This is a genomic window from uncultured Campylobacter sp. (assembly GCF_938039205.1).
Classification (GTDB): Bacteria; Campylobacterota; Campylobacteria; order Campylobacterales; family Campylobacteraceae; genus Campylobacter_A.
This window is the reverse complement of sequence record NZ_CALHVM010000019.1, coordinates 1-21,791: the sequence shown is the minus strand read 5'-3', so window position 1 is coordinate 21,791 and position 21,791 is coordinate 1. Positions and strand designations below refer to the sequence as shown.

18 protein-coding genes and 1 pseudogene are annotated in these 21,791 nt (G+C 48.2%); 9 read left to right on the top strand and 10 right to left on the bottom strand.

Annotated elements, in window-relative coordinates; translation table 11 throughout:
* Positions 1-10 precede the first annotated feature (10 nt).
* Positions 11-2,866, top strand: a complete 2,856-nt coding sequence (uvrA, locus tag Q0394_RS02550; RefSeq protein ID WP_298945429.1) for an excinuclease ABC subunit UvrA — start codon at positions 11-13, stop codon at positions 2,864-2,866.
* A gap of 116 nt (positions 2,867-2,982) precedes the next feature.
* Positions 2,983-3,423, top strand: a complete 441-nt coding sequence (locus Q0394_RS02545) for a pyrimidine dimer DNA glycosylase/endonuclease V (RefSeq protein ID WP_298792427.1) — start codon at positions 2,983-2,985, stop codon at positions 3,421-3,423.
* 392 nt (positions 3,424-3,815) lie between these two features.
* On the opposite strand, the gene Q0394_RS02540 is transcribed toward Q0394_RS02545, so the two are convergent.
* On the bottom strand, positions 3,816-5,444 hold the full coding sequence (locus Q0394_RS02540; protein WP_298945428.1) for a formate--tetrahydrofolate ligase: 1,629 nt from the start codon (positions 5,442-5,444) through the stop codon (positions 3,816-3,818).
* Between the two features lie 131 nt (positions 5,445-5,575).
* Here Q0394_RS02540 and Q0394_RS02535 point away from each other — a divergent pair, with 131 nt between their 5' ends.
* Positions 5,576-6,172 carry a DJ-1/PfpI family protein gene (locus Q0394_RS02535; protein ID WP_298945427.1) on the top strand — a complete coding sequence of 199 codons (597 nt, stop codon included), beginning with the start codon at positions 5,576-5,578 and terminating at the stop codon, positions 6,170-6,172.
* Between the two features lie 268 nt (positions 6,173-6,440).
* Here Q0394_RS02535 and Q0394_RS02530 read toward each other — a convergent pair whose 3' ends face one another.
* The 4 genes from Q0394_RS02530 to Q0394_RS02515 all read right to left on the bottom strand — a co-directional run bounded on the left by Q0394_RS02530 (position 6,441) and on the right by Q0394_RS02515 (position 9,893).
* Positions 6,441-6,698 (bottom strand): hypothetical protein, encoded by a 258-nt coding sequence (locus tag Q0394_RS02530; protein ID WP_298945426.1) that lies wholly within the window; start codon positions 6,696-6,698, stop codon positions 6,441-6,443.
* A gap of 323 nt (positions 6,699-7,021) precedes the next feature.
* Positions 7,022-7,357: a hypothetical protein gene (locus Q0394_RS02525; RefSeq protein WP_298945425.1), complete on the bottom strand. Its 336-nt coding sequence runs from the start codon at positions 7,355-7,357 to the stop codon at positions 7,022-7,024.
* A 29-nt stretch (positions 7,358-7,386) separates the two neighbouring features.
* The gene (locus tag Q0394_RS02520; protein WP_298945424.1) at positions 7,387-9,303 is read right to left on the bottom strand and encodes a hypothetical protein; all 1,917 of its coding nucleotides are present in this window, start codon (positions 9,301-9,303) and stop codon (positions 7,387-7,389) included.
* Between the two features lie 20 nt (positions 9,304-9,323).
* On the bottom strand, positions 9,324-9,893 hold the full coding sequence (locus Q0394_RS02515) for a YcxB family protein (RefSeq protein ID WP_298945423.1): 570 nt from the start codon (positions 9,891-9,893) through the stop codon (positions 9,324-9,326).
* 225 nt (positions 9,894-10,118) lie between these two features.
* On the opposite strand from Q0394_RS02515, the gene Q0394_RS02510 reads away from it, so the two are divergent.
* The 4 genes from Q0394_RS02510 to polA all read left to right on the top strand — a co-directional run bounded on the left by Q0394_RS02510 (position 10,119) and on the right by polA (position 16,416).
* On the top strand, positions 10,119-12,572 hold the full coding sequence (locus tag Q0394_RS02510; RefSeq protein ID WP_298945422.1) for a molybdopterin-dependent oxidoreductase: 2,454 nt from the start codon (positions 10,119-10,121) through the stop codon (positions 12,570-12,572).
* A 217-nt stretch (positions 12,573-12,789) separates the two neighbouring features.
* The gene (locus tag Q0394_RS02505) at positions 12,790-13,173 is read left to right on the top strand and encodes a hypothetical protein (RefSeq protein ID WP_298945421.1); all 384 of its coding nucleotides are present in this window, start codon (positions 12,790-12,792) and stop codon (positions 13,171-13,173) included.
* Between the two features lie 11 nt (positions 13,174-13,184).
* Positions 13,185-13,565: a hypothetical protein gene (locus Q0394_RS02500; protein WP_298945420.1), complete on the top strand. Its 381-nt coding sequence runs from the start codon at positions 13,185-13,187 to the stop codon at positions 13,563-13,565.
* Between the two features lie 196 nt (positions 13,566-13,761).
* Positions 13,762-16,416, top strand: coding sequence for a DNA polymerase I (polA, locus tag Q0394_RS02495; RefSeq protein WP_298945419.1), 2,655 nt, complete (start codon positions 13,762-13,764; stop codon positions 16,414-16,416).
* Between the two features lie 39 nt (positions 16,417-16,455).
* Here the strand turns inward: polA and Q0394_RS02490 are convergent, their stop codons facing one another.
* Positions 16,456-17,736: a citrate transporter gene (locus tag Q0394_RS02490; protein WP_298945418.1), complete on the bottom strand. Its 1,281-nt coding sequence runs from the start codon at positions 17,734-17,736 to the stop codon at positions 16,456-16,458.
* A gap of 133 nt (positions 17,737-17,869) precedes the next feature.
* Between Q0394_RS02490 and Q0394_RS02485 the strand changes: the two genes are divergently transcribed.
* A complete protein-coding gene (locus Q0394_RS02485; protein ID WP_298945417.1) occupies positions 17,870-18,847 on the top strand; it encodes an asparaginase in 978 nt (325 codons plus the stop codon).
* A gap of 69 nt (positions 18,848-18,916) precedes the next feature.
* Positions 18,917-19,576 (top strand): GntR family transcriptional regulator, encoded by a 660-nt coding sequence (locus Q0394_RS02480; RefSeq protein ID WP_298945416.1) that lies wholly within the window; start codon positions 18,917-18,919, stop codon positions 19,574-19,576.
* A 122-nt stretch (positions 19,577-19,698) separates the two neighbouring features.
* Here Q0394_RS02480 and ttdB read toward each other — a convergent pair whose 3' ends face one another.
* The 4 genes and pseudogenes from ttdB to Q0394_RS02460 form a co-directional block, all read right to left on the bottom strand.
* Positions 19,699-20,310, bottom strand: a complete 612-nt coding sequence (gene ttdB, locus Q0394_RS02475) for a L(+)-tartrate dehydratase subunit beta (protein WP_298945415.1) — start codon at positions 20,308-20,310, stop codon at positions 19,699-19,701.
* Positions 20,307-21,206 carry a L(+)-tartrate dehydratase subunit alpha gene (gene ttdA, locus Q0394_RS02470; RefSeq protein WP_298945414.1) on the bottom strand — a complete coding sequence of 300 codons (900 nt, stop codon included), beginning with the start codon at positions 21,204-21,206 and terminating at the stop codon, positions 20,307-20,309. Before ttdA ends, ttdB begins: the two co-directional genes overlap by 4 nt.
* A 13-nt stretch (positions 21,207-21,219) precedes the next feature.
* A complete protein-coding gene (locus tag Q0394_RS02465; RefSeq protein ID WP_298945413.1) occupies positions 21,220-21,657 on the bottom strand; it encodes a DUF2809 domain-containing protein in 438 nt (145 codons plus the stop codon).
* A 51-nt stretch (positions 21,658-21,708) separates the two neighbouring features.
* Positions 21,709-21,791 (bottom strand): annotated as a pseudogene (locus tag Q0394_RS02460) (1-(5-phosphoribosyl)-5-amino-4-imidazole-carboxylate carboxylase); the annotation flags it as partial.

Genomic DNA, 21,791 nt, shown 5'->3' with positions numbered 1-21,791 from the left:
GGAAGCGAAGATGAACGCAAACGACACCATAAAAATCACGGGCGCGCGCGAGCACAACCTGAAAAATTTAAACCTTGAAATTCCGAAAAACAAGCTCGTAGTTTTCACCGGACTTAGCGGCAGCGGCAAGAGCACTCTAGCGTTTGACACGCTTTACGCCGAGGGGCAGCGCAGATATATGGAGAGCCTTAGTAGCTACGCTAGGCAGTTTCTAGACCGCGTAGGCAAGCCAGACGTAGATAAGATCGAGGGTCTCACGCCCGCCATCGCGATAGATCAAAAAACCACGTCCAAAAACCCGCGCTCGACCGTGGGCACGATAACGGAAATTTACGACTACCTGCGCCTTCTTTATGCAAGAATCGGCATACAGCACTGTCACAAATGCGGCAAACCGATCTCTAAAATGTCGGCTAGCGATATCATAAACGAGATCCAAAAGCTCCCTCAGGGCGCTAAAGTCGTCATCTATGCCCCGCTCGTGCGCGAGAAAAAGGGCACGTGGGCGGATCTGATCGAAAATTTACGCAGTAAAGGCTACGTGAGAGCTCAGATAGACGGCGTGCAGGTGAGACTAGACGAGGAGATCGAGCTAGCTAAAACCAAAAAGCACACGATAAAGCTCATCGTAGACCGCATCGTGATAGACGCGGATAATGCGCAGCGCCTAGCCCAAGACGTAGAAAAAGCGCTCGGCGAGAGCTACGGCGAGGTCGAGATCGAGATCGCAAACGCGCAGGAACTCGGGCTAAAAGAGAGCTTCATCCACTACAGCGAGCACTCGGCGTGCTTTGATTGTAAAATTTCATTTACGCCGCTTGAGCCGCTTAGCTTCAGCTTCAACTCTCCAAAAGGCGCGTGCGAGAGGTGCGACGGCCTTGGTATCAGATATAGCCTGGATCTCACCAAAGTGATCGACGAGGAAAAAAGCATCGAAGGCGGCGCGATAAAGCTGCTTTACGGCTACAATATGAGCTATTATTATAAATTTTTGCTAGCTTTTTGCGAGCAAAACGGTATCGACGTAAAACGCCCTTACTGCGAGCTTAGCGAAGACGAAAAGCGCCTCGTGCTCTACGGCAACGTAAAAGAGGTCGAGTTTTTCTGGAAGCGAAACAAGCTACTGCGTAAATTTGAAGGCGCGCTAAAAATCACGCACGGACTGCTAAAGGACTACAAGGACTTTGACGAATACATGAGCGAAAAAGTCTGCGACGACTGCGGCGGACACAGGCTAAAGCCTCAAAGCCTAGCCGTCAAGGTCGCAGGGCGCGGTATCGGCGAAATTTTAGATATGAGTATCGAAAACTGCACCGCGTTTTTTTCAGACGAGTCAAATTTTAGCTACCTTAGCGAATACGATAAAACGATCGCAAAGCCGATATTTAAGGAGATAAACGAGAGGCTGTTTTTCCTCTACGACGTGGGGCTGGGCTATCTATCGCTCGGACGCGACGCGCGCACGATTAGCGGCGGCGAAGCGCAGCGTATCAGGATCGCTAGTCAGATCGGATCGGGCCTTAGCGGCGTGATGTACGTGCTGGATGAGCCTAGTATCGGTCTGCATGAGCGCGATACGCTAAAACTCATAAAAACTCTGCGAAATTTGCAAGCCAAAGGCAACTCGGTTATCGTCGTCGAGCACGATAAAAAGACGATAGAGGAGGCCGACTATATCGTAGATATCGGGCCTGGAGCCGGGAAATTCGGCGGGCAGATAGTCTTTGCCGGCGATGTGAAAAGCCTGCTAGGCTCAAGCACGCAAACAGCGCTTTACATAAACGGCGAAAAGGAAATCGACTATCAAAAAAACCGCAAAAGCGACACGTGGCTTGAAATCTCAAACGTAAATATCAACAACATCTCAAATTTAAGCGCTCGCTTTCCGCTGCGAAATTTAGTCGGTATCACGGGAGTTTCTGGCTCGGGTAAAAGCTCGCTCGTGCTGCAAACCCTGCTGCCTGAAGCCCAGGAGCAGCTAAACCGCGCCAAAAAGGTAAAAAAGGTCGCTGGGGTAAATTTGAGCGGACTAGAAAATCTAGACAAGGTGATCTACCTCGATCAAAGCCCTATCGGCCGCACTCCTCGCAGTAATCCGGCCACCTATACGGGCGTGATGGACGAGATCAGGGGGCTTTTTGCGCAGACTAAAGAGGCCAAACTGCGAGGATATAAGATCGGCAGGTTTAGCTTTAACGTCAAGGGCGGACGCTGCGAAAAGTGCCAAGGCGAGGGCGAGATCACGATCGAGATGCACTTTTTGCCAGACGTAAACGTAGTTTGCGACTCGTGCGGCGGCACCCGCTACAACGCGCAGACGCTAGAAATCCTCTACAAAGGCAAAAGTATCGCCGACGTGCTAAATATGAGCATCGACGAGGCGGTGGAGTTTTTTAAATCCGTGCCTAAAATCGCTAGCAAACTAACGACACTACAAGACGTGGGCCTAGGCTACATCACGCTGGGGCAAAACGCCGTGACGCTAAGCGGCGGCGAGGCGCAGCGCGTGAAGCTGGCAAAAGAACTCAGCCGCTCGGATACGGGAAATACGCTCTATATCCTCGACGAGCCGACTACTGGGCTGCATTTTGCCGACGTCGATAGGCTCGTACGAGTTCTACATCACCTGGTTGATCTTGGCAACTCGGTCTTTGTCATCGAGCACAACATGGACGTCATCAAAAACTGCGACTACATCGTCGATATGGGGCCCGAGGGCGGCGCAAAGGGCGGTAAAATCATCGCCGAGGGCAGCGTAAAAGATGTCGCTAAAAATCATAAAAAAACGGGCAGCTACACGGGCAAATTTTTAGCCGAGGAGCTGGAAAATATGAAAAATGCGGCAAAAAAGGCGAAGAAGAAATAAAAACTTTGAAAGGTTTTGCAACGAATCAAATTTATAGTATAAATTTGACGGTTTGCGGGCTAAACCGCGCCAAATTTAGCCCGCAAAAACGGCTGTAAATTTAACGAAAGGCAAAAATGAGACTTTGGACGATAAGTTTTAAATATCTCGACGTAAAGGGGCTCGTAGCGCTGTGGCGAGAAGCGCTGCTAGCTAAAAACGTGCTGGCGGGGCTAACTAAAGGCTACAAAAATCACCCGCAGCTTGACCGCTTTTACGCGCACGAAAACGCGTGTGAAGCGATAAATGCGTATCTGGCGGAGGTTTACGCGCAGGCCTGCGCTCGCGGCTATAAATTTGACGCGGCAAAAGTTGGCGAATTTGACGAGCGAAATTTGGCCAAAATAGCCGTCACTCGCGGCCAGATCGAGTATGAATTCGCCTTTTTGCAAGAGAAGCTAAAATCGCGCGACGTCAAGACTTATGAGCGAAATTTAAGCGTAAAAAACATAGAAATCGCAAGCATTTTTAAAGAGGTCGAAGGCGGAATCGAGCCGTGGGAAAAGGTGAAAATTTAGCGCTGCATCGCGCTAGGTTTTTGGCTTACTTAAACAAATTTGATTAAAAACGCCAAAATACGTTTAGGATACTTAAAACGCCGTAAAATATCGCAAATTTGGCACTAGGCCGGATACGTTGCTTTGAGCGGGTAAATTTGATTCGGCGATGTATGGACGGTAAGATAAAAATCTCGCACGAATAGCGCCGCGATAAAATCTAAAATTTACGAGCTAGCGCAGGAATTTGCTAAATTTAGCGTTTTAAATTTGACGGCAAATTTGAAGGACAAAGTGGTCAAATTTAAAAGGCGAACTCGGCGTTATTTCCGCTAAATTCGCCTCTATTTTTCAAAAAACTCCGCCGACCGAACAAATTTCGCACTCAAATTTGACGGATCGGCGAGTTAAATTTACTCCGCTTTCATCTGCTCGGCGGCAGGTACTTTTGGTAGTCCCGGCATCAGCATAGTTGATCCGCTAACCACCACGATAAAGCCCGCTCCGCCGCGGATCTCAAGCGCGCTAACCTCGAAGCTAAAGCCCTTGGGTCGTCCGAGCAACTTAGCGTCCGAGCTAAAGCTATACTGCGTCTTTGCGACGCAAACCGGCAAACCGTCAAAGCCTAGACGCGAAATCTCGGCTAGATCAACTTGCGCGCGTGGGCTAAAGACCACTTCTTTTGCGCCGTAAATTTTAGTCGCGATCTTTTCGATTTTGGTCTTTACAGAGTCGTTCGCATCGTAGGTGAAGTTTATCTCGCGAGCCGGCTTTTCGCAGATTTGCGCGACTTTTTTGGCTAGATCCTCTGTGCCCACGCTTCCTTTTAAAAAGCCTTCGCACACGCTAAACTCAGCCCCCGACTCCTCGCAAAGAGTGCGCACGTGGGCGATCTCCTCGTCCGTATCGGTCGCGAATTTATTTAGTGCGACGATGACGTTTTGGTTGAAATTTTTTAGATTTTCTATGTGGGCTTTTAGGTTTTCGCCGCCTAGCTTTAGCGCGTCTAAATTTGGCTGCGAGATGCCGTCTTTGTCGCATCCGCCGTTATATTTTAGCGAGCGGATGGTGCTTACTAGCACGACGCATTTTGGCGCAAGTCCTGCGGTGCGGCACTTGATATCGAGGAATTTTTGCGCTCCTAGCTCGGCGCCGAAACCAGCCTCGGTCACGACGTAGCCCGCTAAATTTAGAGCCGTTTTGGTTGCGATCACGCTGTTGCAGCCGTGCGCGATGTTTGCAAAAGGTCCGCCGTGGATGAGCACAGGCGTGCCTTCTAGCGTTTGTACGAGGTTTGGTTTTATCGCCTCTTTTAGCAGGACGCAGACGGCGTCGGCGCAGTTTAGGGATTTTGCGCGCACGAGGCCGCCCTCTTTATCGTAGGCGACGACTATATTTTCGACGCGCTTTTTCAGATTTTTTAGATCGGTCGCGAGGCAGAGGATCGCCATTATTTCGCTAGCGGCGGTGATGACGAAGCCGTCCTTGCGAGTAAATTTATTGCTCTTTTCAAGGCCTATTTCTATCTCTCGTAGCGAGCGGTCGTTCATATCCATGCAGCGTTTGAAAACGACGCGCGCAGGGTCGATATTTAGGGCGTTGCCGTGGTGGATGTGGTTATCTAGCATCGCCGCGATGAGGTTGTTTGCCGAGGTGATAGCGTGAAAGTCGCCGTTAAAGTGCAGGTTGATATCCTCGCTCGGCGTCACCTGCGAGTAGCCGCCGCCGGTCGCTCCGCCTTTTATACCAAAAACCGGCCCAAGGCTTGGCTCTCTAAGCGCGGCACACACGCGTTTGCCGATACGCGCTAAGCCGTCAGATAATCCCACGGTTACGGTCGTTTTGCCCTCTCCGTAGGGTGTCGGGTTGGTCGCGGTAACTAGGATGAGGTTTGCGCCGGGCGCGCTACCTAGTTGCGGTTCGATCTTGGCTTTTAGCTTGCCGAAGGTATCTAGCGCCTCTTCGCCTAGCCCCAGTTTTGCGCCGATTTTTACGATATTTTGCGGTTTTGCGCTCGCTTCTATTTCTCTGTCGCTTAGCATCGTCTTTCCTTAAATTCGATTTAAAATGATTTTGTAATTTTACCTCGCAAATGCGAAAAATCTCATTAAATTTTAGCCGCTCGTAATCAAATTTGGGCTAAATTTGAAACTAAATTTGACAAAGGATCGCGATGAAGGCGGTGAATGTTTTGCTGTTTGAGGGATTTACGACGATGGACGCGCTAGGACCCGCCGAGGCGCTATCTAGGGCGCTGGATGACGGGCGAAAGTGCTACGAGATAGAGTATTTCTCGGCTACTGGCGGACTTGTCGGCGGCAGTACGAGTGCTAAAATTTGGACGCGAAAGCTAAGCGAGATCGCCAAATTTGATATTTTGCTCGTGCCGGGCGGTTTTGCGGCTAGGGAGCTTGCGCATGATGGCGAGTTTATCGCGGCTCTAGGCGAGCTATCGCGCAGACACGAGTACGTGATCGCGGTATGCACGGGCTCGGTTTTGCTAGCTAAAACAGGGCTTTTGGACGGCGTGGAGGCCACAAGTAACAAGCTGTCATGGCAGTGGGCGACCTCGGAGGCTCCTAGCGTACGCTGGGTGCGTGCTGCTAGGTGGTGCGTTAGCGGGAAATTTTACACCGGCTCTGGAGTGAGTGCTGGTATCGACGAGGCTCTGGGTTTTATCGCCGATATGCACGGGCAGGACGAAGCCCAGAGGATAGCTCGGACGATGGAGTATGTCTACAATAGCGACAAAAATGCGGATTTGTTTTAAATTTTAGTTTGCGGTGGTTGCTAAAATTGAGCGCTAAATTTAAGCCTAGTCAAATTTCGAGGCACCGTGCCTAAAAGATGCGTGAAAAACGAATTTATAAAATTAGCCGTTCAAAAGCACGGGTATAAAAAGAGCAAATTTAGTCTGATATTCGGAAGGCTTCCAAATTTACGGCAAAAAGCAAATAATCCAAAACAACGCAAATTTTACTGCCAAAAATCGCGAATTTTATAAATTTAGCGGTTTTGGGCGATAGACTTATCGCTGTTTAGAGCGTCTTAAGCTTTTCGCGCACCAAGGCAACGTAAATCATCGCTAGCGTCGTCGCAAACCAGATGACGTAAGGTAAGCAAAAAACAAAAGGCTTTTCGTAGTAGTCGTATTGCACGCCGACGTTGCGGCCGATGTAGAGGTAAAATCCGCCCACGATAACAAGGTAAAGCATCACGGCAATGGCGTCGCAAACGCGAACTAGCTTGCTTAGCGGGCGCTTAGGTTCTGTTTTGGTCGCGTGATCGTTATTCATTTTTTCTCCTTTTTTTGGGAAATGTTATCATAATTAGCGTAAAATTTTGATGATTTATATCAAAAGCTTGCTTTTAAAATTCAAATCAAAAGTATGCGATAAAATTTAAGACGAAATTTAACCAAAATTCGTGTAAAATCTATCCAAAAAGCAAGTAAACGGGCGTGGCGTATGGGCGATAGAGTACGTCTGGAGTAGCGGATCTGTTTTAAATTTTAGCTTGCGGCGGTTGCTAAAATTGAGCGCTAAATTTAAGCCGAGTCAAATTTACTGCGGTCGCGCGCCAAAATCGTAAGTTTTAAAACAAACGGCTCGTCTTGCCGCTACCACAGTTTTAGGCAGACTTGCCCTATTATGACGGCGATAGGAGCTTTGTTTATGTCGTAAGTGTTGCTCGAGTTTGAACCAAAATCAGGCTTAACGACGTTGCCTTGTATCACCCAAGTGTTGCTTGAGTTTGCGCCGTATTTGGGTTTTATTTTTCTCCCGTCAAACTCAAAGGTGTTAGAGGAGTTGGCTCCTGTTTTGGGCTTTAGCACGCCGCCGTCAAATTCAAACGTATTGTGCGTGGTTGCGCCGTATTTGGGCTTTAGCTCGTTGCCCTCATATACCCAAGCGCCGTTTCCCGCAGACCTTCCGTCCCAGTTGATTTTTGGCATTTTATCCTCCTAAAATGAGATATAATCAATCACTTTGCGCGGCTTGCTTCTTTTGCTTTTACGGCTTCGTAAATTTCATCCGCGTTCGTCAAATTTGCGTCCAAAAACTCCTGCGCCTTTTTGAGCGTGCGCGCGCCCATGATGCCGTCGGCCTTGACGCCGATAGCCTTTTGCACGTATAAAATTTTATCTTTTTGCGTCATCTGCGGCGCGGTTTTGGCTGCGGCGGTGGAGTTTGCTTCGCGCTCTTGGTCGCTAGAGCCATCAAATTTAGCCGTCATCTCGCGAAATTTGGCCTCCAGACTACGCGACGCCTCAAAGCGCTCGTCAAGCTGCATAAGGGTCGGAGCGTAACCAAAGCTAGATATCGCGCCGTAGATCGCGCCGACCGCTCCAAAGCCTGCTAAAATTTTAAAAAACAGCGAAAAAGCCTCTTTGTTTCGCATGCTTTGGCGGTACTCTTTAGGCACGGCACTACGGCGAATCAGCGTAACCAGCGCACTAAGAGGCGCCAAGACGCACCAAGCCATACCTGCGCAAATAGTCAAAAATATAAGCGTATAAATAGGCGCCATGATGTAGTGCTCGGCTAAATTTTCGCCCAAAAATCCCGCCGTAAAAACTAGCGCAATCAGCCAAAACACCGAGCCCAGCCCGAACCAAACCGCAGGCGAGTAAACGGGAGAGATTTTATCCAGGCATTTTTTCATCGTTTCGCCTAGCTTGCTCGCCGCGCCCCTTGAGACATAGCCGTCGCAGGCCTCTATCACGGCGTTTGCAGCCTCGGTTTGCGCGCCGCCTGTTTTAGCGATACGCTTTAGCGCGGAGTCAAGAGCGGGCTGCGAGCAGTAGCGCGTAAAAAATTTAAACGCCTCGCGCCTAGTTATCTTGCCGTCGGCGTCAATCTTTTCTAGCATAGATATCTCGTCTGCGAAAAGATCGTCGAAAAACGGCGGCCTGATAAATGCGTAGGGCGGGTTGCTAAAGCCCACCGCCTCGTACTCCTTGCCTAGCAGGATAAAATTTAGCCGCGTTATTGCGCTAGAGCCCACGTAAGAAAACAGATGCAAGCTCTCGTCTCCGCTCTCTTCGTCTTGATAAAACGGTATCGTTTGCGAGAGAAATTTGCAGGTGCGAGCGCATAAAAAGTCTAAAAGCTCGTCGGTGTAGGCGCGCGATTTTATGCGTAAATTTACGCTTGGTTTTGCGTAGGCGCCGATGTTTGCTACCGTGGTAAAGTATCCGTGTCCGCTACACTGGGCGCACTGCACGTAGCCAGATCCCCCGCATCCGCCGCACCTAACCGTGCCAGATCCTGAGCAGCCGTAGCAGGTATTTGAGCCGCTACCGCCGCATGATGAACAGCTCTCGTAGCGATACGTCACGTAGGTGCTGCCGTCTGAGTTATACTGCGTGTGAGGGCGATTTACGCCGCCACTGCCTCCGCACATGGAGCAGCTTTGTCGTCCGCGTCCGCCGCAGCTAGAGCAGGTTTTTTTACCGCGTCCGCCGCACTCGCCGCAGCGCGTCTGCCCGTCGCCTCCGCACTCGTCGCAGCGTTCGCTCATGCTAAATGGCTTAAAATCGTAATACCTAACCGCGCCGCCTGATTTTGCGACGGCCTCTTTTGCGTCTTGGCGTAGTTCGGTGAGTAAAATTTCACGCAGATCTGCGCTATCTCTAGCCTGCAGCAAGCACTCTCTGGCGTGATTTTCGTAGCCGCGCACGTCGCCTCCGAAGTGTATCTGCTCCTTTGCGCCGCCTGCTATCTTGCTCTCTTCGCGCTTGCCGTAAAACTCCCACGTCACGGTCGCCATCGCTTCAAAATCAAAAATTTCGTGCGAAATTTCTACCAAATCCTCAGGCTTAGCTTGGTTGCCGTTTATTAGATTACGCAGTCCTTTTAAAAACGGCTCGTGTAAACTTAGCTCGTCAAATTCGCTCATTTTAAATCCTAAATTTGATTTTACGCGTCTAGCTTCGCGCGTTTTTTTATCTCGCTTAAAAACTCCGCCCCGCCGTCTGCGAAAGCCTCTCGCGGCACGGCGCAAAACATGGAGTTTGCGATGATAACGACGACAAACTTACCCACATATCGCACGTCGCTGATGACGGCGTATCTGTATCTGCCCTCGCCGAATTTGCTCTTTTGCACGAAAAACTCATCCTCTAAGATCACGCTTTTTGGTCCGAATTCGCCGTAGTTTGCTTTATTTATCAGCGCGCGAGTAAGCAGCCAAGGCCGCAGCCCAGTAGCGTAAAGCAGAGTAAAAAACGCGGCCATCCACGATAGGTAGGCTAGATTTTCCACGCCGCTAAAACCGTAATCCCTAAGCAATTGGCTAAGCTCCCTGAAGTAAAATTTGACGCACAAAAGCGTGATAAAAAACATGCCAAGAGCCGACGCCGTAAAGTCGCATATACGTATGTTTCGCATAAATTTATCGCCCTTATAGACTATCTTGCCCACCTCGCGCGTCATGGCTTTATACTCGGCGCTAGGCTTTATCTCAAATTCGGCTTTTAAATTTGACATTTGCTTCCTTTAAATTTTGATGAGATATTATCAAATTTGGCCTAAATTTACGCTATTTTTAAAATCGCCGCTAAAACGATAATTAAGCCCAAATTTAGTAAAATCGCCGCCAAGACGCGAGGTCGCGTAATACGATAAAAGGCAAACGATGCAAAGTTTAACTCCATAAATCCCGCTAAATTTAAACCAAATCAACCATCAAATTTAAATTTAACGGAGACAACCATGAAAAGACGAGATTTTTTAAAACTAGGCGCGCTGGCGGCGGCATCGGCGCAGGCGAAGCAATTTGACGCGGCGGCGCAGGCGATATTTGACGAGCAGATGGGGCTTTGCGCGAATAAATTCGGCGCATTTTACGTCCAAACCATCGGCGGCAGGGTCGTTGGTACCGAGCCATTTGAGGGCGACGCGATGCCAACGGTGCTAAACAACGCCCTAAGCGATCACATCCAAAACGAAACGCGCGTGAAATACCCATACGTGCGCAAAAGCTTCCTCGCAGACCCGTCAAATCCAAAACCCGAGCTTCGCGGCAAAGAGCCCTTCGTGCGCGTTAGCTGGGACGAGGCGATAAAGCTAAGCGCTAAAATTTTAAAAGAAAACTTCGACAAATACGGCTCGGAGGCCATCTACGGGCAGCTTTATCAGTGGGGTAGCCTCGGCAAGGTCGGCCACTCGCAGCGCACTGCAAAGCGCATGCTAAACGCGCTTGGAGGCTATGTGAGCGAGCTTGGCGGCTACTCTTACGGCGCGGCGACGGCATTTTTACCTCACGTGACGGGCTCTATCGATCCGACGCACGCTCCGACACGCTGGGAGGGCGTGATAAAGGAGGCTAAAACGATCGTGTTTTGGGGCACGAATCCGGTCGTTTCAAACAAGATCGCTATCGGCGTTCCGATGCACAACTCCTACGCCTACTACGAGATTATGAAGGATAAATTTAAAAAAGGCGAGATGAAAATTTACAGCGTCGATGTTTACCGCAACGAAACGGCAGAGTATTTCGGCGCGGATTATCTCGCCGTGCGCCCTTGCACCGATACGGCGATGCTGATCGGACTTTGCGATTATCTTTACGAAAACGGCCTTTACGACAAGGAATTTATCGAGCGCTACACGGTCGGGTTCGATAAATTTAAGGATTATTTCACAGGCGCGAAAGACGGCGTGAAAAAAGATCTAAAATGGGCGAGTAAAATTTGCGGCGTGAGCGAAAAGGAGCTAAAAAATCTAGCGGATACTCTGGCTAAAAAAGACACGCTCATAGTTACAGGATACTCTATCCAGCGTCAGCACCACGGCGAGATGGCGTACTGGGCGCTGATCACGCTAGCTGCGATGCTAGGCGACATCGGCAAGACCGGGCGCGGCTACGTGATGAACGATCAGATGCATAAAAACGCAGATATTAGCTTCGTCGCGCCAAAGCTTCAGGCCTTTAACCCCGCGGTAAACGAAAAATACATCGCTCCGCAAGGCAAGCTAGCCAAAGCTAAATACCACGAGATACCAAACAGCAGGCTTATAGATGCGATCATGGAGCCGGGCAAGCAGATCGAGCGCAACGGCAAAAAGTACGTTATGCCGCACATTCGCGTGATGTTTAACGCCAACGGCTCGACCTTCACCCGTCATCCCGATACCAACCGCGCGGTCGAAGCGATGAAAAAGATCGAAGCGATCATCACCACCGAGCCCTTTTGGACGAGTACGGCGAGGCTCAGCGACATCGTGCTGCCAGCTGCTCTTGAGTGCGAGCGCACGGATATAGAGTTTGCAAACTCTACTAGCGAATACCTTTTTGCCATTAAACCGCTAGTAAAGCCCGCGGGCGAGAGCAAGAGCGACTTTGAGATCGCGCGGCTCATCTGCGCGCAGTGGGGCGAGGAGTACGAACAGGCCTTTAGCGAGGGCAAAACGGAGCTTGAGTGGGTGAAGGAAATCTACGCCGATGCAGTTCAAAAGGCTGAAGGCATGGGCATAGCGATGCCGAAATTTGATGAGTTTTGGCAAAAAGGATATGTCAAATTTGATAAGATCGACGAGAAAAAGCGGTACTTCACAAACTACGCTGACTTCCGCGCCGACCCAGAGAAAAACGCGCTAAAAACCCCGTCTGGCAAGATCGAGCTATACTCTGAAGCGGTCGAAAAGCTAGGCTATCCCGACTGCCCGCCGCACGCGACGTGGATGGAGCCGTTTGAGTGGCTGGGCGGCGACGTGAGCAAGTATCCTATCGCCATCAGCGGCGCGCACTCTAAATTTAGGCTCCACTCGCAGCTAAACAGCTCGCTCATCCGCAACTACGCCGAGATCGCAAACCGCGAACCAGCACTCATCAGCCCCGCCACGGCAAAGGCGCGCGGCATAAAAACGGGCGACGTAGTGAGGATCTACAACGACCGAGGCGAGATACTCTGCGGCGCGCTGGTAAGCGACACCGCGCAAGATAACGTCGTGATCGTAAGCGAGGGCGCGTGGTACGATCCTGCCGTCTGGGGCGAGCGTAGCCTATGCAAACACGGCAACATAAACGTGCTAACCAAAGACGTGCCTAGCTCGCAGCTCTCGCAAAGCAACACCGCGCACACGAGCATGGTGCAGATCGAGAAATTTAAAGGCGAACTGCCGAGTATAACGGCGTTTGATAGGCCAGTTACGATAGAGGCTTAGGCTTTGTGATTTAAATTTGAGCGGTTAAATTTGGCCGCTCAAATTTGACTACTTTTTAAATTTACCCGCTCAAATTTAGCGTCAAATTTAACTCAAATTTGACCGCTCCCGCGCTTACCCCGCGCCGCTAAATTTTAAATTTGCTTTCAAATCAGCCGTTTTTTTGCCTAAAATTTGTAAAATTAGTCGGTAAAAATATTTGAAAAAGGATACAAAAATGAAAAAAACGATTTTAGCTAGCTTGGTTGCGCTATCTCTGCTGGCGATAAGTGCCGACGCAAGAGAATATAAATGCAATGATAAGGATGTGATACTTGCTGGCATAAAAGCTAATCCGTCTTCAAGAGGAACTCCAGTAGCAGAACGTATGAGTGTTTATAAAAATTATCGTCCTTGGCCAATCGAAAACGTTAAAGAACGCGGCTTTACAAAAGATACTATGATAGGCTGCACAGCTAATTCCGATGGCGGAGGCGTTATATTTTACGTAATTCATATAGATAAAGATACTGGAAAAGCCTATGTTAATTCATCCCCTATGAGAAATCAAAAAATGTTTAAAAACAGTATTAAGCACGGTGTTTCTGTAGAAATCAAATAAAGATATAGACTATGAATAAATTTACAATAACCATCCAAGAACTTACAATGAAGAATTTGCCCAAGACTTACGAAGTTAGCAATATAAGTGATTTAATTAACCTTTGTAAAGAATACAGCATAATGATGAGCGATAAGCCTTATAGTCAAAACGAATATCCATCACTAGAGTGCTTTAATCCGAGAGATGAGTATTTTGCCAAATATATAGGCGAATATAAGGCTGGTATGTGGCTAGGAAGCAACAAATTTGATGAAAATCTAGTTAATGGTGTATGCTCTGCTATTTGTGGACTCATTACGGATAGCTATGGTGTGCCTAAATTAAAGATTGATTTTAAACCATTTAAAAAACACCTGCATAAGGAAAAAAGCAGTGCAAATATTCATTAACGGTAAAATAGTATATGAAATAGACGACGGCGAAGATGTTTCAATAGATACATCAGGTGGCGGCTGACGCACAAATTTGCGTGCTAATATCATTGGTGCGCTTGGACTGCTATTTAATTTTTGGCCCATTTTTATCCTAAAATCAGCCTACTTTTTGCCTAAAATTTGTAAAATTAGCCCAAAAAAAGGATAAAAAATGAGCCAAAAAACGCTAACGATCATCGACACTTTCGGATTTTTTTTCAGGCTTTACTACGCGATGAGCGGACTAAAAAACCGCGAGGGCAAGCCAAGCGGCATGGTGAGCGGCTTTGCTAGCTTTATCATGAATCTGCGCCAGGAGTTTGCCAGCGACTACATCATCTTTGCGCTAGATAGCAAGGGCAAAACGCTGCGCCACGAGATCCTGGGCGAATACAAAGCCAACCGCTCCGAGCCGCCAGCCGCGCTAAAAGAGCAGCTGCCCGTGTGCATCGAAATGATAGAAAAAATGGGTCTAGCTGCCGTGAGCCGCGAAGGCTACGAGGCCGACGACATCATCGCTAGCGTCGTAAAGGAGTGCAAGCAGAGGGGTATATTTGTACGTATCGTAACGCACGATAAAGACCTCTATCAGCTCATCGAGGACGGCAAAGTGAGCATCTACAGCCCCCAAAGCAAGATCGACCACGATAGCGCGAGCTGCATAGAAAAATACGGCGTTCCGCCAAGCTACATACGCGATTTTCTCGCGATCGCGGGCGATAGCTCGGATAATATCCCAGGCGTAAAAGGCATCGGCGCGGTGGGCGCGAAAAAGCTACTAAACGAATTTGGCAGCCTCGAAGGCATCTACGAAAACCTGCCGCTAGTGCGAAACGAACGCATCCGCAGTATGCTAGCAGAAGGCCGAGAGAGCGCGTTTTTGAGCAAGCGCCTAACCTCGCTTTTTGACGACGTGCCTGGCGTGCTTGATCTAAAAAGAGCGGAATTTCCCGAGCAAAATCCGCTCGTAAAGGTCGCCGATACTCTTCGTGAATACGATCTAAACCGCCTCTTAAAAGCGCTGCAAAATAGCCAAGACGCGGGCGAAAACGCGGAATTTAAGCTCGGCTTTAACGCGCGGCTTTTAACGGACGAGGGCGAGATCGAGCGACTGCTGGCAAATATAGACGCGGACACGCTCGTGGCCTTTGACACCGAGACCACGGACGTCGATACGCAAAACGCCAGGTTGGTCGGCTTTAGCTTTTGCTTTAACGACGAGGAAGCCTACTACGTGCCCGTGTCGCACGAGTATCTGGGCGCGCCGAAGCAGGTGAGCGAGAAATTTGCCGCCTGGGCGATAGGGCAAATTTACAAAGGCTGCGTGATCGGGCAAAATTTGAAGTACGATTTTAAGGTCGTAAAGCGAAATCTAGGACTCGAGCCGCCCGTAAATTTTAAAGATACGATGATACTGGCCTGGCTCATGGATCCAGGCTCAAGCGTAGGTATGGACGCGCTAGCTAAGCGCCTCTACGACTACGACACGATTAAATTTGAAGACGTGGTAAAGCGCGGCGAGACCTTCGCGTCCGTGGCGCTGGAAAACGCGGCCAAATACGCCGCCGAGGATGCTTGGATAACGCTGAAGTTTTACAAAAGCTTTTTAAATTTGCTTGATCCGGAGTTGCTCGCACTTGCCGATACACACGAGTTTCCTTTCATTCTTACGCTTTTTGATATGGAGCGCGAGGGTATCGCGATAAACCAGGGGAAAATGCAAAATTTGATCCTGCGAAACGACGCTAAAATCAAGGCGCTGACGAGCGAAATTTACGAGCTAACGGGCGAAAATTTTAATATTAACTCCGTTAAGCAGCTAGGCTCAGTGCTGTTTGAACACCTAAAACTACCCGTAAAGAAAAAAACAAAAACCGGCTACAGCACCGACGAGGCCGTGCTAGCCGAGCTCATCGACGAGCATCCCGTCATCGAAAAACTACTCGAGTACCGCGAGCTATATAAGCTACAAAGCACATACTGCGAGCCGCTGCTAAATTTGGCTAAAAAGGATGCCGATAGCAGGATATACACGAACTTTATCCAGACGGGAACGAGCACCGGCAGGCTCTCGTCTAAAAACCCGAATCTGCAAAATATCCCGGCTCGCGGTGCGCTGGCAAAAGACGTGCGCGGCTGCTTTGAGGCTAAAAGCGGCTTTAGCTTCGTAGGCCTTGACTACTCGCAGATCGAGCTGCGGCTACTTGCGCATTTTAGCCGCGACGAGGCGCTTTTGCGGGCGTTTGCGAACGACGAGGACATCCACGCGCGCACTGCGATTAGTATATTTGGCAGTGCCGAAGGGCAAAACCGCGCGGTGGCTAAGAGTATAAATTTCGGTCTCATTTACGGCATGGGCTCGAGCAAGCTGGCAAATCAGGTAAGTATCACGCGCGCCGAGGCAAAGGAGTATATCGAGCGCTATTTTAAAGCTTTCCCTACGATAAAAGGCTTTTTAGAAGGGATAAAAACCGCCGCGAAAAACGAGGGCTTCGTGCGTACGCTGCTGGGTAGAAAGCGGCTATTTGACTTTACTACCGCGACGCCGATGCAAACGGCGATGTATGAGCGCGAGGCGGTAAATACGATATTTCAAGGCTCGGCTGCGGATATCATCAAGATGGCGATGGTAAAAATCCGTCCGCTTTTAAGTCCGCGCGCGAAAATGCTTTTGCAGATACACGACGAACTGATTTTCGAGGTCGAGGATGGCTACGCTGAGGAGTTTGGCGCAGCGGCGCAAAAGATAATGCAAGAAATTTATAAACTAAACGTACCGCTAAAAACGAGCCTAAACGTGGCGAAGGATTGGGGCGAGTTGAAGTAAAAAATTAATGAGCTACCAAAAGATAGCTCATTATGAAGTTTAAAAAATAGAAAAAACAAAAGACAACACAAACAAAACTGCTAGTCCAAATAGCATATTTGGGCGCTGAAATTTGTTTGCTGCCTTAAGTTCGGAATTTGGAATAACTGGGATAACGGTTGCAAGAGCTGCGACCGGACCGCCGGTTAGATAATATTGTAGCATCGCACTACCGCCAGCGGCCATGACGGCTAGAGATAGCGGACTAGCCGTGCCTAGCGAAAGGGCAGCTTGCAAGAAAGGTATAGTTATGGCTACGGATGCTGCGTTGCTTTGCGTAACTAGCCCTGCTAAAGCCGAAACTAAAAGCATACTTTGAAGCGGAGCATGAGTAAGCATAGGAGTAAAAAGATCGCCGATAACAGCAGCTAGTCCTATTTGCTTAATGACGCCGCTCATAAATAAAAAGCCTATAGTTGCAACTAAAGGGGTTGCTATTTTACTAACTCCTTCAAGCATATCATTTTCGCCTTTTTGAAAACTTAAGGCCGATAGAAGTATAGTAAAGATAGCGCTTGCTATACCTACTATAAAGACTGGATATCCAAGGATAAAACCTGCAAATAACATTACAAAAGGTAAAAAGGCTTTCCACGCAGGAATTCCGCTGTCATTTATTTCAAATTCTTTTGAAATTTTCTCCATCTCTTCTTTAGAGATTGAAATTTCCTCTTTTTTCTGTATTCTTTTTAGTCTAAATAGTGCGCAAGCAAAAACGCAAAGAGAAACCAGCGTGCCGATTACATTGATAAGGCCAAAGCCGATATTTGTAACGGCTATGACAGCGACTTGCGTAGGATGTGTAAATCCGCCGTAGTTACCAAGAATACCAGCGTGTCCGTGAATACCCGCTGATCTATCCGGATCTACGCCTAGCTTAGTGGATGCTGTTCCTGTGATGACGGCGGTAATCGCAGGCTGTGTAAAACCGGTAAGCATTCCGATGACTCCGGCAGCTATACCGCCTGCGGTAGCAACTCCAGCACCTCCGCCTAGTTTGTTGCCTAGTCTTACTATATTGCGAATTATAACATCCAAGAAACCGCTTGCTTGCATGACGCCTATAAACATTAAAATTCCCGTCATATCGGCTATTACCGGATTTAATCCACCGTTAACTAAAGACATTAAAGAAACTACTTCTTTGCCCCCAGTGATTGGAAAACCAGCCACTAGTGTGCTAATAGCGGATCCTACTATGGCTGTAGTATAAAGTGGTGTTTTGCCAGTTATCATCAACAATAGCGTTAACACCATAATGCACTGTGCTGCGACTAACATTTTTACTCCTTTCATGATGTAATTTTGGCTAGAAAGTATTATACCACTTTTTTGATATATTATATATAATATTTGATATATAATAAAAAAAGTGGTATAATTTCATAATTTTAATAAAAAAAGGAGAGAGAGTATGTCAAAACCTAAAATTTCAATTGGTGCGTTAGGCGGAACTATTTGCATGAGCGCGGGCGGTAATGCAGGCGGAGTAAAGCCAAGTTTTAGTGCCGCCGATTTGATTGCTGCTGTTCCTGTACTAAAAGATATGGCTGATATAAAAGCTGAAACCATATTAGCCTTGCCAAGTGGTAGCTTGAAGTTAGACAATCTTGTGTTGGTTTATCGATGGGCCAAGGAGCAAGTAAAAAACGGCGCCGATGGCGTCGTAATAACGCAAGGAACCGACACTCTAGAGGAAAGTGCGTTTTTTTTAAATTTAATATGGGACGAAGCCTCTCCGCTAGTAATAACTGGTGCTATGCGAAATGCCGATAATATAAGTGCCGATGGTGCAGGTAATATATATGCGTCGGTAATCGTCGCGCTTGAACCAAAAAGTAGAAACAGAGGCGTTTTGGTAGTACTAAACGATACTATCCATAGTGCCAAATGGGTACACAAGAGTAATACTTTTTCGTTACAAACTTTCGTATCCGTAAATGCAGGTATTCAGGGGCTGGTGGTAGAAGGTAGCGCCAAATATCTATCTTGTGCTATAAGTAGGAAAATTTATTCTTTACCTTCTGAAGTTTTTCCGAAAGTAGCTATAGTGCAAAGCTATCTAGATAACGACGGAGAGATTATCAAGCTTATTGGAGGTTCTAAATTTGACGGCATTGTTATAGATGGCTTTGGGGCAGGACACGTGTCGTTTGAAATGATGGATGAGATAAAAAAACTAAAAATTCCGGTCGTCGTATCTTCAAGAACCGGCAGCGGTATGTGCGCCACTAAAACTTACGGATACAAAGGCTCTGAGATTGATCTACAAAATAGCGGATGTGTAATGTCTGGATGGTTATCTGCGGTCAAAGCGAGATTACTCCTTATGATTTTGATCGCAAATCAAGTATCACAACAAGAGATCAAAAACGAATTTGAAAATTTTTAAATTTAAGTGTTTGGGCTATTTTAATATTGCTTTTTTGTATAATACTTCCAAAAATGGAGATTTGCATAGATGATATACAATAGCTCAAACCGTCCTATGACTACTACGGAATTTATCGTTCATAATTTAAGCCAAGAGATATTAAATGGCAAAATAAAATCTGGGACTAGACTTACGCAAAACGAAATTTCAAAGAAATTTAATGTCAGTCAAACGCCTGCAAGAGAAGCTTTGAAGATTCTTACTACTGAGGGATTAATAAGGTTTGATCCATATAGGGGCGCTGTTGTTAAAGGGCTTTGTTATAAAGATGCAAATGAAATTTATGATTTAAGGATTTTATTGGAGTCGAAGTTGATTGCTGACGGATTTAAAAATTACAGTGAAGAATATTTTGAAAAAGCTTTGAGTATTCAGCAAAAAATAGAAAAATGTAAGGATGTGAATGAGTGGGCGCAGCTAAACGCTGATTTTCATAAGTGTTTTTGGGAGAGTGAAATCGGCGGCAGAACGTTTAACATCGTAGAAACTTTAATAACAGCTGCGATCCCTTATGTCTCGCTATCTTTACTGTATAAAAAATCGCACATCGAGCTATCTAATGGTGAACACAGAGCGATATTAGAAGCTTATAAAGATAAGGACTTGGAAAAACTAATTAAACTTAGCACTAAGCATACTATCAAAACGCGAGAAATTTTAGAAGATTCGATAAACAGCGTCCTTTAAAATTTAAAGACGAGAATGAAAAAGATAGACTAAATTCAAAGGCGCTTTAAATTTAGTCTAAATCTTGTAAATTTTGACGTAAAATTTAAAGCGCATTTGATGGGCTATTTTATTAAATTTAGCTACTTTATAAACCCGACTTGCGGTAAAATTTCAGCCAGTGCCGCGTCCTTTTTCTCGTTAAATTTGACCTTGTTTTGCTCAAAAAGATTATTTCCGTGCGCGTCGATCGAGACGATGAGCGGGCCAAACTCCTTCACGCGGCATTTCCACAAGGTCTCTGGCATCCCAAGTTCCGTCCAGTCGGCACTTTCGATCTGCTCGACCTGCGTAGCCGCCACCACCGCGCAGCCCGCGGGAAATACGCAGTGTATCGCGCCAAACTCCTTACAGCCGCTCATCGTGCCCTCACCCATGCCGCCTTTGCCGACAATGAGGCGCACGCCCGTTTTAGCGATAAACTCGCGCTCAAATTTCTCCATCCGCATGCTAGTCGTCGGCCCCACAGAGACCATCTCAAAGCTTTTTTCGCCCGTTTTTCTGATGATCGGCCCCGCGTGCAGGATTGCGCCACCTCTGATGTCCACCGGCAGCTCGCGGCCTTCCTGCACGACGCGTCTGTGCGGCACGTCGCGGCAGGTGACAATGTGCCCGCTGAGGTAGATCACGTCGCCGATTTTGATATCCGCTAGATCATCGGGCGCGATCGGCGTGGTTAAAATTTTCTTACTCATAGCGCGAACTCCTTGTGTGATTTTACGGCAAAATTTAGCTCCGCGTCCCAGACGATGTGGCCTTTGCGGTGCGACCAGCAGCCCACGTTTACGGCGACGGCGATGACGCTTGGGTGGCGGGCGCAGTTTTCGATATGCACGCCCATAACCGAGCTTGCGCCGCTCATGCCTTGCGGGCCTAGGCCGATTTTATTTATGCCCTCTTCGAGCAGCTTTTCGGTTAGCGCGGCGCGGTCGTTTGGATTTCGCGAGCCTAGCGGCCTCATCAGCGCTTTTTTAGATAGCAAGGATGCCACGTCGATCGAGGTACCCACGCCTATGCCCACTAGCAGCGGCGGACAGGCGTTTATGCCGTAGCTGGTCATTATATCCATCACAAATTTCACGACGCCCTCGTAGCCCATGCCCGGCATCAGCACGGTCGCCTTGCCGGGCAGGCTACAGCCGCCGCCAGCCATGTAGGTGTGGATCTCGCACTCGCTGCTATCCGGCACGATCTCCCAAAATACGCTCGGCGTGCCTTTGCCGACGTTTTTTCCGGTGTTGTACTCGTCAAATGTCTCGACGCTGTTGTGGCGCAGCGGAGCTTCGCACGTCGCTCTCAGTACGGCCTCTCGCAGCAGCTCCTCAAGCTCGCCGATGAGCGGGAAGTTCGCTCCGCAACGCACGAAAAACTGGATCACGCCCGTATCCTGGCAGGACGGACGGCCTAGCTCCTTTGCAAGGCGCTGGTTTTCAAACATCGTTTTGTAGATCTCTCTCGCCAGCGGCTGTGTCTCGCGCTCACTAAGCTCCAGCAGCTTCGCCGTCACGTCGTCAGGCAGCACCTTGCCCGTGTAGCCGACGAATTTCGCCATGACCTCGGTCATCTTTTGCACGGCTTTTTCTTTATCCATCGCTTCTCCTTTGCTAAATTTTACTTTCAAATTTTTCATAAACGCCCGCCAGGACGCAGCCCGCAGCGTAGCAGAGTAGGTCGGCAAAATCAAACGTCCCGCCGATCATTACTTTTAAAATTTTATTTTCTATGCCTAAAATTTGCACTGCACCAAAATACTGCGCGAGCTCCAAAGCCGCCGCAAATGCGAAAATTTTAAGCGGCAAATTTGATGGCGGCGCGCTAAATGCAGCCCGAGCCAAAGCGTAAAGCAAGATAACCGCCAAAACGTCGCCCGCGTAGTGGCGCACGAAGCCGTCCTTTACGCAGATCGCTATGTAAATTTCGATCGCTAAAATCAAAACCGCCGCGGCTAAAAACGCTAGCCTCGTTCGCGCGCTTTGTCTTATTTGCGGCTTTTGCACGAGCCTTGCGGCGCTTTTTTGCTCTCTTAAATTTTCCTCTCGCAACGCTTTCCTTTTAAATTTAGCCGTTAAATTTACCTCGCATGCGGCGTAAATTCAGAGATGATTTATCAGGCTCGCGTTGTACGCGGCGCCGAAGCCGTTGTCGATATTTACGACGCTCACGCCGTTTGCGCAGC